At 32.3% G+C, this 15,885-nt stretch carries 17 protein-coding genes; 16 read left to right on the forward strand and 1 reads right to left on the reverse strand.

Annotation, left to right across the window (positions count from 1 at the left end; genetic code table 11):
* The first annotated feature begins 48 nt into the window (after window positions 1–48).
* The 7 genes from hemW (at window position 49) to ACSUE0_RS03810 (ending at window position 7,771) form a co-directional block, all read left to right on the forward strand.
* Complete coding sequence (gene hemW, locus ACSUE0_RS03780) at window positions 49–1,173, forward strand: radical SAM family heme chaperone HemW (protein ID WP_436956160.1); 1,125 nt, start codon at window positions 49–51, stop codon at window positions 1,171–1,173.
* Between the two features lie 100 nt (window positions 1,174–1,273).
* Entirely contained in the window at window positions 1,274–2,254 is a 981-nt protein-coding gene (hrcA, locus tag ACSUE0_RS03785; RefSeq protein WP_119614819.1) for a heat-inducible transcriptional repressor HrcA, read from the forward strand.
* A gap of 26 nt (window positions 2,255–2,280) precedes the next feature.
* Window positions 2,281–2,892 (forward strand): nucleotide exchange factor GrpE, encoded by a 612-nt coding sequence (gene grpE / locus ACSUE0_RS03790; protein WP_436956162.1) that lies wholly within the window; start codon window positions 2,281–2,283, stop codon window positions 2,890–2,892.
* A 55-nt stretch (window positions 2,893–2,947) separates the two neighbouring features.
* Window positions 2,948–4,792, forward strand: coding sequence for a molecular chaperone DnaK (dnaK, locus tag ACSUE0_RS03795; RefSeq protein ID WP_017724615.1), 1,845 nt, complete (start codon window positions 2,948–2,950; stop codon window positions 4,790–4,792).
* 146 nt (window positions 4,793–4,938) lie between these two features.
* Window positions 4,939–6,075 carry a molecular chaperone DnaJ gene (gene dnaJ, locus ACSUE0_RS03800; RefSeq protein WP_017724614.1) on the forward strand — a complete coding sequence of 379 codons (1,137 nt, stop codon included), beginning with the start codon at window positions 4,939–4,941 and terminating at the stop codon, window positions 6,073–6,075.
* Between the two features lie 3 nt (window positions 6,076–6,078).
* Complete coding sequence (prmA, locus tag ACSUE0_RS03805) at window positions 6,079–7,017, forward strand: 50S ribosomal protein L11 methyltransferase (protein ID WP_436956164.1); 939 nt, start codon at window positions 6,079–6,081, stop codon at window positions 7,015–7,017.
* Between the two features lies 1 nt (window position 7,018).
* Window positions 7,019–7,771 carry a 16S rRNA (uracil(1498)-N(3))-methyltransferase gene (locus ACSUE0_RS03810; protein ID WP_436956166.1) on the forward strand — a complete coding sequence of 251 codons (753 nt, stop codon included), beginning with the start codon at window positions 7,019–7,021 and terminating at the stop codon, window positions 7,769–7,771.
* Between the two features lie 1,140 nt (window positions 7,772–8,911).
* On the opposite strand, the gene ACSUE0_RS03815 is transcribed toward ACSUE0_RS03810, so the two are convergent.
* Window positions 8,912–9,139: a hypothetical protein gene (locus ACSUE0_RS03815; RefSeq protein ID WP_436956168.1), complete on the reverse strand. Its 228-nt coding sequence runs from the start codon at window positions 9,137–9,139 to the stop codon at window positions 8,912–8,914.
* Window positions 9,140–9,469: 330 nt separating this feature from the next.
* Between ACSUE0_RS03815 and rpsU the strand changes: the two genes are divergently transcribed.
* The 9 genes from rpsU (at window position 9,470) to era (ending at window position 15,862) form a co-directional block, all read left to right on the forward strand.
* Window positions 9,470–9,646 carry a 30S ribosomal protein S21 gene (rpsU, locus tag ACSUE0_RS03820; protein ID WP_002483157.1) on the forward strand — a complete coding sequence of 59 codons (177 nt, stop codon included), beginning with the start codon at window positions 9,470–9,472 and terminating at the stop codon, window positions 9,644–9,646.
* Window positions 9,647–9,994: 348 nt separating this feature from the next.
* Window positions 9,995–10,633 (forward strand): NfeD family protein, encoded by a 639-nt coding sequence (locus ACSUE0_RS03825; RefSeq protein ID WP_430459433.1) that lies wholly within the window; start codon window positions 9,995–9,997, stop codon window positions 10,631–10,633.
* A 12-nt stretch (window positions 10,634–10,645) separates the two neighbouring features.
* Window positions 10,646–11,629 carry a flotillin-like protein FloA gene (gene floA / locus ACSUE0_RS03830; RefSeq protein WP_017724608.1) on the forward strand — a complete coding sequence of 328 codons (984 nt, stop codon included), beginning with the start codon at window positions 10,646–10,648 and terminating at the stop codon, window positions 11,627–11,629.
* A gap of 16 nt (window positions 11,630–11,645) precedes the next feature.
* Window positions 11,646–12,314: a hypothetical protein gene (locus ACSUE0_RS03835; protein WP_119615261.1), complete on the forward strand. Its 669-nt coding sequence runs from the start codon at window positions 11,646–11,648 to the stop codon at window positions 12,312–12,314.
* Window positions 12,315–12,701: 387 nt separating this feature from the next.
* Window positions 12,702–13,649: a PhoH family protein gene (locus ACSUE0_RS03840; RefSeq protein WP_119615130.1), complete on the forward strand. Its 948-nt coding sequence runs from the start codon at window positions 12,702–12,704 to the stop codon at window positions 13,647–13,649.
* Window positions 13,650–14,111: an rRNA maturation RNase YbeY gene (ybeY, locus tag ACSUE0_RS03845; RefSeq protein WP_436956171.1), complete on the forward strand. Its 462-nt coding sequence runs from the start codon at window positions 13,650–13,652 to the stop codon at window positions 14,109–14,111.
* Between the two features lie 8 nt (window positions 14,112–14,119).
* The gene (locus ACSUE0_RS03850) at window positions 14,120–14,458 is read left to right on the forward strand and encodes a diacylglycerol kinase family protein (RefSeq protein WP_119615133.1); all 339 of its coding nucleotides are present in this window, start codon (window positions 14,120–14,122) and stop codon (window positions 14,456–14,458) included.
* Between the two features lie 100 nt (window positions 14,459–14,558).
* On the forward strand, window positions 14,559–14,963 hold the full coding sequence (cdd, locus tag ACSUE0_RS03855; RefSeq protein ID WP_017724603.1) for a cytidine deaminase: 405 nt from the start codon (window positions 14,559–14,561) through the stop codon (window positions 14,961–14,963).
* The gene (gene era / locus ACSUE0_RS03860) at window positions 14,963–15,862 is read left to right on the forward strand and encodes a GTPase Era (RefSeq protein ID WP_017724602.1); all 900 of its coding nucleotides are present in this window, start codon (window positions 14,963–14,965) and stop codon (window positions 15,860–15,862) included. Before cdd ends, era begins: the two co-directional genes overlap by 1 nt.
* Window positions 15,863–15,885: the final 23 nt, after the last annotated feature.

Here is a 15,885-nt window from a genome sequence, read left to right on the forward strand (position 1 = left end):
TTTGTGATGATTCTAAGTCTTCAATAAACGAAAGAAGGTGGACACAATATGGAAGTGAAAAGTGCATATATCCATATTCCATTTTGTGTAAGAATATGTACATATTGTGATTTCAATAAATATTTTATACACAATCAACCGGTAGATGAATATTTAGATTGCTTAATTAAAGAGATGTGCGATAGCGAGGTTAGAGTTTTAGAAACTTTGTTTGTAGGCGGCGGAACACCAACAGCATTAAGTTATAAACAACTCAAGCGATTACTAATTGCAATTACTGATACGTTTAAAATTAAAGGTGAATTTAGTTTTGAGGCTAATCCAGATGAATTGACAATTGAAAAAGTTCAATTATTAAAAGATTTTGGTGTTAATAGATTGTCAATGGGCGTACAAACGTTTAAACCTGAACTTTTAGAAATATTAGGTAGGACACATCATACTACTGATATATATCAAGCTGTTACTAATGCGCGTGCAGTAGGCATTCCCTCTATAAGTTTAGATTTGATGTACCATTTACCGCAACAAACGTTAGAAGATTTTAAGGATAGTTTAGAAAAGGCATTGAGCATGGATATTGATCATATTTCAAGTTATGGGCTTATATTGGAACCTAAAACACAATTTTATAATATGTATAAAAAAGGTAAGTTGAAAATTCCAAATGAAGATATTGGTGAAGAAATGTATGAGTATCTAATTGAGAGAATGAATAAGTCTGATTTGCATCAATATGAAATTTCAAATTTTGGAAAAACAGGCCATGAATCGGAACATAATAAAGTTTATTGGAAAAATGAAGGGTATTATGGCTTTGGTGCAGGTGCAAGTGGCTATGTGAATGGTGAACGTTACAGTAATGTTAATCCTGTAAATCACTATATAAAAAAAGTGAAAAGCAATGAAAGACCTATATTACAATCAACTTATCCAACGAAAACAGAGCAAATGGAAGAAGAAATGTTCTTAGGTTTGAGAATGAATAAAGGTGTAAGTAAAAATAGGTTTTTTGAAAAATTTGATCAAACAGTTGAGCAAGTTTATGAGCAGTCGCTTAAAGATTTAACTCAAAAAGGACTTATTGTTGAACAAGATGACTACATTTCTATGACTGATCGCGGAAAAGTCGTCGGAAACTTAGTGTTTGAATCTTTTTTACTTAATGTATAAAAATTTATAAAAATCCAGTGCTTTAACATTGACTTACTTTGACCAATTTGATAAATTATAATTAGCACTTGAAACAAAGGAGTGCTAATGAGGTGAAAACATGATTAGTGATAGACAATTAAGCATACTAAATGCAATTGTTGAAGATTATGTTGATTTAGGTCAGCCAATTGGTTCAAAAACACTGATTGAACGGCATAAATTGAATGTTAGTCCTGCTACTATTAGGAATGAGATGAAGCAATTAGAGCTTCTCGAACTAATAGAGAAGACGCACACGTCGTCAGGACGATATCCTTCAGAATCAGGTATCAGATATTATGTGAATCAATTATTACAAGAAACATCTCATCAACAACAAACTAAAATTCAACGTTTGAGAGATTTATTAGTTGAAAACCATTATGATATTGCGACTTCACTCAGTGATTTTGCAAATGAACTTTCAAATCAATCTCAGTATACAACGTTGGTAATGCGTCCAAATCATAAAAAAGATATTATTAATAACATTCATTTGTTTAGAGCAAATGCTTATTTGGTTATAATGGTTGTTGTATTCTCATCAGGTCATGTTGAAAACTTACATTTAGCATCTCAAGTTCCATTATCAAATAATGAACTTACGAACGTTTCTAATTTTGTTACTGCTAAATATAACGAGTGGAATGATCATCATTTCGAAAACGACTTGAATGCTTTTGTGAAATCAGATATTGAAAAAGATTTTATAAAAGACATGTTGAATACAATAGATATTCATTTTGATAATCAAAGTAATGGCATTTTTATGGGCGGAAAGGTTAAACTCATAGATGCGTTGAATGAAACGAACGTATCATCAATTCAACCGATTCTACAATATATAGAATCGAATAAAATCACACAATTACTTGATGAAATGTCTAATTCAGCTATTAATGTCAAAATTGGTCATGAAATTGAATCAAGTTTAAGTGATATTTCAATCGTTACAAGTGAATATCACATTGATGATAGACTTAAAGGTCAAATTGCGGTTATCGGACCAACGGCAATGAATTATCAGAACGTAATCAGATTACTAAATACGATTTGGTAATTAACAATTGTATTGGAGGGCAGACAATGACAGAAAAAAATGAATCAGTTTTCGACCAAAACGAAGACATAAATGAACAAACTTCAGAAGAAAATACGGTTGAAAACACTGATAAAACTACAGAAACATCACAAGATAATCTGCAGGAGGACGATTCACAAAATATCTCAGAAGACGTAGATCCTAAAGATGAAGAAATTCAACAATTGAAAAAAGATGTTCAAGAAAATGAAGAAAAATATTTAAGATTATATGCTGAATTTGAAAACTATAAGCGTAGAATTCAAAAAGAAAACCAGACAATGAAAGAGTATAAAGCACAAGATGTTTTAAATGATATCTTACCAACAATAGATAACATTGAACGTGCTTTACAAATTGATGGCGAAGATGAACAGTTTAAATCACTTAAAAAAGGTGTGGAAATGGTTCATGAAAGCTTATTAAATGCATTGAAAAATAATGGTTTAGAAAAAATAGAAACTGAAGGTCAACAATTTGACCCTAACTTCCACCAAGCTGTAGTTCAAGATGATAATCCTGATTTCGAATCTGGACAAATTACTGAAGAGCTACAAAGTGGTTATAAATTGAAAGAAAGAATTTTAAGACCTTCAATGGTTAAAGTAAATCAATAAATTATTTTATTGTTGAAAACACCAAATTTTCAAACATAACAGGAGGAATTTATTTATGAGTAAAGTAATAGGTATTGACTTAGGTACAACAAATTCATGTATTGCAGTATTAGAAGGCGATGAGCCAAAAGTAATTCAAAATCCTGAAGGTGCTAGAACAACACCATCTGTAGTTGCGTTTAAAAATGATGAAACTCAAGTAGGTGAAGTTGCTAAGCGTCAAGCAATCACTAACCCTAATACAATTCAATCTATCAAACGTCACATGGGTACAGATTACAAAGTAGACGTTGAAGGTAAATCATATACACCACAAGAAATTTCAGCAATGGTATTACAAAACCTTAAAAGTACAGCAGAAGATTACTTAGGCGAAAGCGTAGATAAAGCTGTAATTACAGTTCCTGCATACTTCAATGACAGTGAACGTCAAGCTACTAAAGATGCTGGTAAAATTGCTGGTTTAGAAGTTGAACGTATTATTAACGAACCAACTGCAGCTGCATTAGCTTACGGTTTAGACAAAACAGAACAAGATCAAAAAGTTCTTGTATTTGACTTAGGTGGCGGTACTTTCGACGTATCAATCCTTGAATTAGGTGACGGCGTATTTGAAGTACTTTCAACAGCAGGTGACAATAAACTTGGTGGGGACGACTTTGACCAAGTAATTATTGATCACTTAGTTGCAGAGTTCAAAAAAGAAAATAGTGTAGACTTATCAAAAGATAAAATGGCTTTACAACGTCTTAAAGATGCTGCTGAAAAAGCTAAAAAAGACTTGTCTGGTGTTTCTCAAACACAAATTTCATTACCATTCATCTCAGCTGGGGAAAGCGGTCCATTACACTTAGAACTTACATTAACTCGTTCTAAATTTGAAGAATTAGCAGATTCATTAATCAGAAGAACTATGGAACCAACTCGTCAAGCAATGAAAGACGCTGGTTTATCTAGCTCTGACATCGATGAAGTTATCTTAGTTGGTGGTTCTACAAGAATCCCTGCAGTACAAGATGCAGTGAAAAAAGAAGTAGGTAAAGACCCTCATAAAGGTGTTAACCCTGATGAAGTAGTAGCAATGGGTGCAGCAATTCAAGGTGGCGTTATCACAGGTGATGTTAAAGACGTAGTATTATTAGACGTTACACCATTATCATTAGGTATTGAGATTATGGGTGGACGTATGAACACACTAATTGAAAGAAATACTACAATTCCAACATCAAAATCACAAGTATACTCTACAGCTGCAGATAACCAACCAGCAGTTGATATCCATGTATTACAAGGTGAACGCCCAATGGCAGCGGATAACAAGACACTTGGTAGATTCCAATTAACTGATATCCCAGCAGCCCCTCGTGGTGTACCTCAAATCGAAGTTACATTCGATATTGATAAAAATGGTATTGTAAACGTTACTGCAAAAGACTTAGGTACTAACAAAGAACAAAACATTACAATACAATCAAGCTCAGCACTTTCAGACGACGAAATTGATCGCATGGTTAAAGATGCAGAAGAAAATGCAGAAGCAGATAAAAAACGTCGCGAAGAAAGTGATTTGAGAAATGAAGCAGATAGTTTAGTATTCCAAGTTGAAAAAACAATCACTGATTTAGGTGAAAATATTAGCGAAGAAGATAAAACAAATGCTGAAGATAAAAAAGAAGCATTAAAATCTGCGCTTGAAGGCGAAGATATAGAAGATATCAAAGCTAAAAAAGAAGAATTAGAACAAGTTGTTCAAGACTTATCAACTAAAGTTTACGAACAAGCTGCACAAGCTCAACAACAAGCTCAAGGTGAAGATGCAAACGCTTCTCAAGATAGCAATGTTGAAGATGCAGATTTCACAGAAGTTAAAGATGACGACAACGAAGATAAGCAAAAATAAGTGTAGTCATGGACTAATTAATTGTTATTGAAAGAAATATATGACACAATTGCTTAGCCAAATTAAGTCAAAGTCAATTGAACATTGGCTTTGACTTTTTCCTTTTTTATAAAAGATTTAATAAAACCGTAAAAGGAGAGATAACAGTGGCCAAAAGAGATTATTATGAAGTCTTAGGTGTTAGTAAAAGCGCTTCTAAAGATGAAATTAAAAAGGCTTATCGTAAATTATCAAAGAAATACCATCCTGACATAAATAAAGAAGAAGGTGCAGACGAGAAGTTTAAAGAGATCTCAGAAGCATACGAAATTTTAAGCGATGACAACAAACGTGCTAATTATGACCAATTTGGCCATGACGGACCACAAGGTGGTTTTGGTGGTCAAGGATTTGGTGGTCAAGATTTTAGCGGATTCGGAGGCGGCGGTTTCGAAGATATTTTCAGTTCGTTCTTCGGAGGCGGCAGACAACAACGTGATCCAAACGCGCCAAGAAAAGGTGACGATCTACAATATACGATGACTGTTACTTTTGATGAAGCAGTTTTTGGTAGCGAGAAAGAAATTTCAATACGTAAAGATGTTACTTGTCACACATGCGATGGTGAAGGTGCTAAACCTGGCACTAAGAAAAAAACATGTCATTATTGTAGTGGTGCTGGTCATGTTTCAGTTGAACAAAATACAATACTTGGTAGAGTTAGAACTGAAAAAGTTTGTCCAGTATGTAGTGGCTCAGGTCAAGAATTTGAAGAACCATGTCCAACATGTCACGGAAAAGGTACTGAAAACAAAAATGTTAAAATCAATGTGACAATACCCGAAGGTGTTGATAATGAACAACAAATTAGATTAGCTGGTGAAGGTGCTCCAGGTGAAAATGGAGGACCACAAGGTGACTTATATATCGTCTTTAGAGTTAAACCTTCAGAAAAATATGAAAGAGATGGCGACGATATTTATTATTCTCTTGACGTTAGTATTGCCCAAGCAACGTTAGGTGACGAAGTTAAGGTTCCGACGTTAAATGGCAGTGTAATGTTGACTATTCCTGCAGGCACTCAAACAGACAAACAATTCCGTCTTAAAGAAAAAGGTATCAAAAATGTGCATGGCTATGGATATGGTGACTTATTTATAAATATTAAAGTAGTTACACCAACTAAAGTAAGTGAGCGTCAAAAAGAATTGCTTAGAGAATTTGCAGAAATTGATGGCGAAGAGATTTCAGAACAACCATCAAATTTTAGAGATAAAGCTAAAAGATTCTTTAAAGGAGAATAATATATGGACTGGACTGAAGTATCAATCAACATTAATCACGAGGCATCATCAATTATTTCTGATATATTAGAAGATTTTGGCTCAAATGGTGTAGTTATAGAAGATTCTAAAGATTTGGAACAAGCGTTTGAGGATAAATTTGGTGAAATTTATGCATTAAATGCTAATGATTATCCTCAAAAAGGTGTAAGAATAAAAGCGTACTTCAATGAAATTAAATATACAGAAAAGTTTAAATCTGAACTTATTAATACAATTAAGCAAGTTACTTCTCTGGATCTTTCACTTTTTGAGTACGAAGAACAAACATTACGTGAGCAAGATTGGGAAAATGAATGGAAAAATTATTTCCATCCATTTAGAGCTTCAGAACAGTTCACAATTGTTCCTAGTTGGGAAACATATCAAAAAGAAGATGAAAGTGAATTATGCATTGAGTTAGATCCAGGCATGGCGTTTGGTACTGGTGACCATCCTACAACTAGTATGTGTTTAAAAGCAATAGAATCATATGTGAAGCCAAGCTATTCTGTTATTGATGTCGGCACTGGTTCAGGTATATTAAGTATTGCTGCTTATTTGTTAGGTGTAAAACGTATTAAGGCATTAGACGTAGATGAAATGGCAGTAAGAGTTGCTAAAGATAACTTTGAGAAAAATAATTGTGACCATGCAATTGAAGCCACGACTGGAAATTTATTAAAAGAAGAAGCTGAAAAATTTGATGTTGTGATTGCTAATATTCTAGCTCATATTATTGAAGAAATGATCGATGATGCATATAATACCTTGAATGAAGATGGTTATTTTATTACGTCTGGTATTATAGAAGAAAAGCACGAAGCGATTGTAAGACGCATGGAAAGCACTGGTTTTAAAGTGTTGTCTATTAACCATGAAAATAGCTGGGTCTGTATCGTAGGGCAGAAAGTGAGCGATTGACATGCAAAGATACTTTATTAATCAAAACGCTGATTCACTTCAGCGTTTTTCCATTATCGAAAAAGGTGACATCCATCACATTTTGAACGTAATGAGGTATCAAATGGATGATGAAATTATTATTACTTTTTCGGATCAATTTGTTTATAAATGTAAAATTAGCAATATAGGTACTGATGAAATTGAAATCGAGCTAGTTGAACAGATTGATATAGATTCAGAATTACCTCAAACCATTACTATATGTAGTGGTTTAATCAAAGCGGATAAATATGAATGGTTGTTACAAAAAGCAACTGAACTAGGTGCTAGTGAATTTTTAGCTGTCGGAATGAAACGCTCCGTTGTAAAATTAAATGATAGTAAGATAACTAAAAAATTAGAGCGCTGGCAGAAAATTATCAAAGAAGCTGCCGAACAAAGCTATAGATTAGCAATACCTTCTGTCGATTATAAAGCATCACTAAAAGAAGTTTTTCAACAAAGTGATTTATATGATTATATTTTGATAGCATACGAAGATGCTGCCAAACAAGGTGAAGTTAGTAATCTTAAAAAGTTGATAAAAAAATTTCAGCCAAATGATCGTGTTTTAGTGATTTTTGGGCCTGAAGGTGGTTTAGCAGAAGAAGAGTTAGCATTGTTTAATGACAATGCATATCAAGTTGGGCTTGGTCCTAGAATATTAAGAGCTGAAACAGCACCTCTATATGTGCTAAGTGCCATCAGTTATGAATTAGAACTGTTAGATTAATCCTAATTCAAACAGATGTTGGATTAAGCTACACATTTAAAAATAAAACTTATTACAGTACTATTTGTAAGGTAAGTGATAAGAATTATTGTATTAAAATGGAATTGAAATGATTAACAGAAATAAAGAAAGGACTAACTCAGAATAAAATCTGTTTTAGTCCTTTATAATTAATGTGAAGCGCTTACATTTTTACTTAGGGATAGCAGCGATGATTGCTTGGATGATAGTGATAATTGTATTAACGATGTCTGTAATCATGATTTTCACCTATTTATATTTTATTTATTATATTGTATTGTACGATAATCAATAAATAAAATGTTTAAATATTGCATAATTGAATGATTTGAATACCTAATTGTTATAATTGTCTAAAATGTAATGATTTCATGTGATTATAAATAAGGTAGGCACTTACGTGCTCGCCTTAATTTTGTGTTTTAATATTGAAATTAATTTATAAAGGAGAAAATAATGTATTTAGAGTATTGGAAAAATATATTTAATTATAAGGGGACATCGAAATTAAGTCATTTGGGAGTTAGTATTCTAATAAACATAGTAATATTATTTTTGATTATGTTAAGCGGTATTTTTGTTCCACTTAAATGGGAAAATACTGTCGTAGATATATATTATATTGTCTTACTTATAATGTTTTTGCCTACTATATCTATGATGGTTAGAGTAGTTAGAAGTTTCGCTCGAAAATATTAGCTATGATGGGATAGGGAATCATGTGCTTATTCTATTTATAATTAAATTCTAAGATTAAAACGTTATGAAATCTATATTATTCTACTCATACTTGCATGGTTAAATGTGTCATTTGGAAATGATATATATAAAAGTGTAGTCACATTAATCACTATGTTGCTAATAATTAAAGTATATAAAAGCAAAAAAGGTGCTAATAATGTACACGATTAAAGAAACCAATCAGATGATGAATAAATTATTCGAAACCGAAACATCTTATAGTATACCTGAAAACTTGGTTTATCACGTCAAAATTTGGTTGACCTAGTGACTAGAAAATCAAATATCAGAAAAGCGGAATTCATTACAATAACAATACTACATGAATACACAAAAACCCACCTAAATGAATAGGTGAGCTTTTTTAGATGAAAATAATTAATACCCAAATGCAGCCATACCTAGAACAAATCCTAGAATTGCACAAGCTATAGCAGCTATCATCATTATAGTTCCATGTTGTACTTGTCCTTTATTTCGCAATAAATAACTAAAAATCACACCTCCAGCACCAAATAAAATTGGAATAAATAACAATGACATTGCAGTACATACCCAACCTAAGATGATGAATAATTGAGTATTATCTTTGTTTTGTTGTGACATATTATATTCTCCTAACCTTTATTCTTTAATCGTACAATAAATAAATCATAAAAAGTAGGTTTTGTAATATAATTATATAATTGTCCAAATTGTTAAATAAGTATACATTTAAAAAATCAAAACTTCCATTTAATATGCAGCTTTATCATAATTTTAAAAATTAAAAACATTGATTTAACGGTATTTTAAATGTAGTGTGTAATATGATTCATTAAATAAAAATTTTACTAATTGACCACATTAATCAGATATATTATACTAAGTTATACATGGTTAGTACCATGTGATGATAATAAAGTTTCGTTGATATTTGGAGGGAGGGAAATACACATGTCTAAAACAGTAGTCAAAAAGAACGAATCACTTGAAGATGCGTTACGTCGTTTCAAACGTACAGTTTCTAAAAGCGGTACAATTCAAGAAGTACGTAAACGTGAGTTTTACGAAAAACCTAGCGTTAAACGTAAAAAGAAATCAGAAGCTGCACGTAAACGTAAATTCAAATAATTAATTGTTTCGTTGACTCCCTCAACACCAACATTAATTATAAACCAAAATAGCCTTTAGTTGATAATCAACTAAAGGCTATTATTTTTATCTAAACTCTTATATAACGTTAATGATTTATAGTAATTGCCAATACAAATTATTAGCGTTTCTTAATATATCCTTCCAATTAAGAAATTTTTAAAAATTAATTTATTGATTAAGAAATTTTATGCTGTAAACGCTATAATCACGTATTAATTTCATGTATAATTAAATTGAGAGCGAGGTGATAGAGTGATTCCTTCAAGTAGTTTACATACAATATTTTCAGCTAATTTTGTTGAAAGTGGGAACTGGATTGATAATATGGCTAATTTCATTGTAAATCCAATAGTTGCGTTAATTTTAACATGTATTATCTTTTTAGGTTTCTTATACCAATTGTATTCAAATAAAATTAACATAATAGGAATTGTTGCCACATTAACTTTATTGATATTCTTTTTAGGATTTTATATAAAAGGAGATGTCAATTTATATTCTGTGATTTTATTTGGCATAGGCGTTATATTTGTAATAATTGAACTTTTTGTAGTCGGCGCAGTTATCGGTATTATCGGTATGGCACTCATAGTTTTTAGTATTATTACTTTAGGAGATAATTTAGTTTATATGATTGCCAATGTCGTCGTTGCATTAATTCTATCAATTATTGAATGGGTGATACTTGTGAAGATATTCAAACGAAAAATTCCATTTTTAGACAAGGTTGTATTAAAAGATTCTACAAATGCAGAAGCAGGCTACACTTCACACGAAGATCGCTCTCATTTAGTTGGGCAAACTGCAACAACTTCAACTGATTTAAGACCTGCAGGAATTATTACTTATAACAATGAGCGTATTGATGCAGTTTCTGATGGTTCTTTTATTTTAAGAAATAAACAAGTTACCATTTTAGAAGTAGAAGGTACGAGAGTTGTTGTAAGAGAAAACGAATCATAAAGGAGAGAAAGTATGATCGGATTAATTATTATTGTCGCTATAGTAGTAATAGCATTATTGTTATTATTTTCATTTGTACCAGTCGGATTGTGGATTTCAGCAATTGCTGCTGGTGTTAAAGTAGGAATAGGTACATTGGTAGGTATGAGATTACGTAGAGTATCCCCAAGAAAAGTTATTTCACCGCTTATTAAAGCACATAAAGCAGGACTTAACTTAACTACGAATCAACTTGAATCTCATTATTTAGCTGGTGGTAACGTTGACCGTGTAGTTGATGCGAATATCGCAGCACAAAGAGCGGATATTAACTTACCATTTGAACGTGGTGCTGCTATCGACTTAGCTGGTCGTGACGTTTTAGAAGCTGTTCAAATGTCAGTAAATCCTAAAGTTATAGAAACACCATTTATCGCTGGTGTTGCTATGAATGGTATCGAAGTAAAAGCCAAAGCTCGTATTACAGTACGTGCCAACATTGCTCGTTTAGTTGGTGGCGCTGGTGAAGAAACAATCATAGCTCGTGTGGGTGAAGGTATTGTTTCTACTATTGGTTCAAGTGAACACCATACAGAGGTATTAGAAAATCCAGACAATATTTCGAAAACTGTTTTAAGTAAAGGTTTAGATTCTGGTACAGCTTTTGAAATCTTATCAATTGATATTGCTGATGTTGATATTAGTAAAAATATCGGTGCAGACTTGCAAACTGAACAGGCACTTGCAGATAAGAATATTGCACAAGCTAAGGCTGAAGAACGTCGTGCTATGGCCGTAGCGCAAGAACAAGAAATGAAAGCGAAAGTACAAGAAATGCGTTCTAAAGTTGTTGAAGCCGAAGCTGAAGTACCATTAGCAATGGCAGAAGCTTTACGTTCTGGAAATTTAGGCGTAAAAGATTATTACAACTTGAAAAATGTTGAGGCAGATACAGGTATGAGAAATTCTATTAATCAACGTACAAATCAACAAGATGATGAATCACCGGATAAATAACTTTAGGGGTGATTAAATGAATATAGGTATTATTATTTTTGTAATATCTGTGATTGTAACAATAATCGGAGCTATTAATGATAATAGCCATAAAGATAGACAAAATCAAAAGCCACCAGTAAATAAACGACCAAATAGTAATGGTGAGCAACCGAAAAAAGGCGGGTTCTTAGACGAAATAGGTAAAACTTTCAAAGAGATTGAAAAACATATTAATGAAGATCCTACGTCACAAAGAAGAGAACCTGAGCAAATGCCTCAACACGAACGTTCACAATCTTCACCAACGGAAACACGTGCAGAAAAAATGGAATCACCAAGTTCTGAGCGTAAAACAAGAAAAGATAATGAAACTGAAGCAGACAAAGCAAAACGAGCTCAACAGCAACAAGATGATAAATTACAAAAAGAGCTTGAAGCTGATTTAATGGGGCAAATTCAAGATGTTCGAACTGAAATTGATCGTGAAAACGAGAAAAGGCTTCAGAGAACTGAGAAGAAAGCGCGTGCAATCATTGCAGATAAATATTTATCTGAAAGGACAAAAAGAATTCGCTTGAAACAATTGATGAATGCACATGCTATTCAAAGTCCTGCTAATAATGATCAGTTTAGGTTTGCTGATGATGAAGTGGTGAATGGTATTATTTGGTCAGAGGTATTGGAAAGACCTAAAAGGTTATAATTTTATATTTTAACGTCTTATAAAAATCAACGTATGTAGGTTTTTATAGGACGTTATTTTTTTGTTGCAAAACACTGTACAAACAAGAATTTTTTAACTATTATTGAATAATTACTCAATTTACGTATTGCTTAATTTATTCAATTAGATAGAATGTAAATCTTCTGTTAAAATTGTGGAAATCACTTACGATTCAATACTCTTTAAAATAATATCAGTCATTTTCGTGATATAATGAAAGTGTAACTTGAATGGTGAGTTTGAATCATAAAAATTCAACTGAATAAATATCTGAAATGATTTATTGTTTATTAAAAACTTTTTGTAACTTAAAATCTAATAGGATAAAATAAGAAGTAACGAATATATTTGTAAAGGAGTACTTATATGCCTGGAATTATTCAAATAGATGACAATAACGAAGCGCAAGCACTCATTGGTAATAATGATGAACATCTTAAATCAATTGAGGAAGGCTTTGATGTCATTGTGCATGCTCGAGGACAAGAAATCTCTGTAAAAGGTGAGAAAGTTGAGCATGTTGAAAAAGCAGAATCTGTGCTTATAAACTTACTGAAAGTCATTCAACAAGGCGTTTCTATATCTATTAAAGATGTAGAAGCTGCTGTGAAAATGGCTCAAAATGGTACGATTCAATACTTATTAGATTTATATGAAGATGAAATTACTAAAGATGCATATGGTAAAACAATCCGTGCTAAAACAATGGGACAACGTATGTATGTCAATGCAATGCACCATAATGATCTAGTTTTTGGTGTAGGACCAGCTGGTACTGGTAAGACCTTCTTGGCAGTTGTTTATGCAGCGAAACAACTACGTAAAGGTAATGTAAAACGTATTGTACTTACTAGACCTGCCGTTGAAGCTGGAGAATCATTAGGTTTCTTACCTGGTGATTTAAAGGAAAAAGTAGATCCATATTTAAGACCATTATATGATGGTTTGAATACAGTTTTAGGAAGAGAACAAACAGCCAGATTTATAGAAAGAGGCATAATTGAAATTGCTCCGTTAGCCTATATGAGAGGTAGAACTTTAGATGATGCTTTTGTCATATTGGATGAAGCACAAAACACCACTCATGCTCAAATGAAAATGTTTTTAACTAGACTAGGTTTCGGTTCTAAAATGGTAGTAACTGGAGATAAAACACAGATAGACTTACCAAAAGGTGTTAAAAGTGGATTAAAAGAAGCGATTAAAAAGCTAGAAAATGTAAAAGGGCTAAGTATTCATAACCTTGACCAAAGTGATGTTGTACGTCATCCATTAGTAAGTAAAATTATTGATCGTTATGAGGGAGAAGAATAAATGTTTACAATAGATTTTAGTGATCATACAGAGTTAGTACAAAATGAATGGTTAACCCAAATAGATGAATTGCTTACTTTTGCTAAAAAACAAGAAAATATAGAAGAAGAAGCCGAATTGTCTGTGACATTTGTTGATAAAGAAGAAATTCAAGAAATTAATAAAATGTATCGCGATAAAGATAAAGTGACAGATGTTATTTCTTTTGCTTTAGAAGAAGATGAACCAGAAATAACTGGGCTTGATATGCCAAGAGTATTAGGGGATATAATAATTTGTACTGATGTTGCGAAAGAACAGGCTGATAATTATGGTCATAGTTTTGAAAGAGAACTCGGTTTTCTTGCATTACATGGTTTTTTACATTTATTAGGCTACGATCATATGAATGAACAAGATGAAAAAGAGATGTTCGGACGGCAAGAACAAATACTTAATGTCTATGGATTAACAAGAGATTAGAGGCGCATATGAAACGATTTAGTTATGCTTTTCATGGTATGTTAGTACTGATAAAAAAGGATCATAAATTTTTATTACATCTTTTATTAGCTTTAATAGTAATTATTGCGGGTTTTACTTTTAAAATTAACGAAGTAGAATGGCTTTTTATTATTATATCAATCGGCCTAGTACTCGCGTTTGAAGCAATTAATACTGCCGTAGAATATGTAGTGGATTTAGTTACTAGTGACTATCATGTTTTGGCAAAAAAAGCTAAAGATGTTGCTGCTTTTAGTGTTGTACTTGCTTCTCTCGTTGCCTTAGTTATAGGGCTCATTATTTTTTTACCTTATGTATTTAAATAGTAGTGCAATTTTGTGAAATTTGTTTATACTAATAAGACATAACAATTTAAAAAATAAATATATTTGAGGATAACTTATTATTAAATAGGGGAGATAAACTATGGCTTACCAATCACATTATTTTACAGAAGTAAGAAATGCTCAAGCAAATGCATATGCACCATACAGTAATTTTAAGGTTGGTGCGTATTTAAAAACTAAAGATGGAAAAACATATTACGGTGCTAATGTAGAAAATGCTGCTTATCCCATGTCTATATGTGCAGAAAGATCTAGTTTAGTGTCAGCAATTGCGGATGGTTATCGACCAGGAGATTTTGAGTCAATTACTGTTACTGTAGATGCAGATGAACCTTCTTCACCATGTGGTGCTTGTCGACAGGTAATGAAAGAACTATGTGATGATGATATGCCAGTGTATATGACAAATCATCAAGGCGATATGATAGAATCGACAGTAAACGAACTACTACCATTAGGATTTTCAGGAAAGGATTTAAATTAATGACAGAACACAAATCAGGATTTATCTCAATTATAGGTAGACCGAATGTTGGTAAATCAACTTTTGTAAACCGAGTAATTGGACATAAAATTGCAATAATGTCTGATAAGGCACAAACTACTAGAAATAAAATACAAGGTGTTATGACGCAAGAAGATGCTCAGATTATCTTTTTGGATACACCGGGCATTCATAAACCAAAACATAAATTAGGCGATTACATGATGCGTGTCGCTACAAATACACTATCTGAAATTGATGCTATTATGTTTATGGTAAATGTTAATGAAGATATCGGTCGTGGTGACGAGTACATTATGGACATGCTCAAAACTATTAAAACACCAGTATTCTTAGTATTGAATAAAATTGATTTAGTACATCCAGACGAACTGATGCCACGAATTGAAAAATACAAGCAATATTTGGATTTCACTGAAATTGTTCCAATTTCAGCATTAGAAGGTCACAACGTTGACCATTTTATCAACGTATTAAAATCTTACTTACCAGAAGGCCCTAAATATTATCCGGACGATCAAATTTCCGACCATCCAGAACAATTTGTAGTTGGTGAACTTATTCGCGAAAAGATTCTACATTTGACTAGTGAGGAAATACCTCATGCCATCGGGGTTAATGTAGATCGCATGGTTAAAGAAGACGAAGATAGAGTGAGAATTGAAGCTACCATATTCGTAGAAAGAGATTCTCAAAAAGGTATTGTGATTGGAAAAGGTGGTAAAAAGTTAAAAGAAGTAGGTAAACGTGCTCGTCTTGATATAGAACGTCTATTAGGCTCTAAAGTTTATTTGGAACTATGGGTAAAAGTTCAAAAAGATTGGCGTAATAAAGTAAACTTCATAAGACAAATGGGCTATTTAGAAGATCAAGATTAAGGCAAAGAATTTTTCGGAAGTCG

The organism is Staphylococcus sp. AS1337, assembly GCF_051408735.1.
Classification (GTDB): domain Bacteria; phylum Bacillota; class Bacilli; order Staphylococcales; family Staphylococcaceae; genus Staphylococcus; species Staphylococcus xylosus_B.

Coding starts and splice junctions, on each gene's coding strand:
- hemW (WP_436956160.1), top strand. CDS start 49: ATGGAAGTGAAAAGTGCATATATCCATATTCCATTTTGTGTAAGAATA.
- hrcA (WP_119614819.1), top strand. CDS start 1,274: ATGATTAGTGATAGACAATTAAGCATACTAAATGCAATTGTTGAAGAT.
- grpE (WP_436956162.1), top strand. CDS start 2,281: ATGACAGAAAAAAATGAATCAGTTTTCGACCAAAACGAAGACATAAAT.
- dnaK (WP_017724615.1), top strand. CDS start 2,948: ATGAGTAAAGTAATAGGTATTGACTTAGGTACAACAAATTCATGTATT.
- prmA (WP_436956164.1), top strand. CDS start 6,079: ATGGACTGGACTGAAGTATCAATCAACATTAATCACGAGGCATCATCA.
- ACSUE0_RS03810 (WP_436956166.1), top strand. CDS start 7,019: ATGCAAAGATACTTTATTAATCAAAACGCTGATTCACTTCAGCGTTTT.
- ACSUE0_RS03815 (WP_436956168.1), bottom strand. CDS start 9,139: ATGTCACAACAAAACAAAGATAATACTCAATTATTCATCATCTTAGGT.
- rpsU (WP_002483157.1), top strand. CDS start 9,470: ATGTCTAAAACAGTAGTCAAAAAGAACGAATCACTTGAAGATGCGTTA.
- ACSUE0_RS03825 (WP_430459433.1), top strand. CDS start 9,995: ATGGCTAATTTCATTGTAAATCCAATAGTTGCGTTAATTTTAACATGT.
- floA (WP_017724608.1), top strand. CDS start 10,646: ATGATCGGATTAATTATTATTGTCGCTATAGTAGTAATAGCATTATTG.
- ACSUE0_RS03835 (WP_119615261.1), top strand. CDS start 11,646: ATGAATATAGGTATTATTATTTTTGTAATATCTGTGATTGTAACAATA.
- ACSUE0_RS03840 (WP_119615130.1), top strand. CDS start 12,702: ATGCCTGGAATTATTCAAATAGATGACAATAACGAAGCGCAAGCACTC.
- ybeY (WP_436956171.1), top strand. CDS start 13,650: ATGTTTACAATAGATTTTAGTGATCATACAGAGTTAGTACAAAATGAA.
- ACSUE0_RS03850 (WP_119615133.1), top strand. CDS start 14,120: ATGAAACGATTTAGTTATGCTTTTCATGGTATGTTAGTACTGATAAAA.
- cdd (WP_017724603.1), top strand. CDS start 14,559: ATGGCTTACCAATCACATTATTTTACAGAAGTAAGAAATGCTCAAGCA.
- era (WP_017724602.1), top strand. CDS start 14,963: ATGACAGAACACAAATCAGGATTTATCTCAATTATAGGTAGACCGAAT.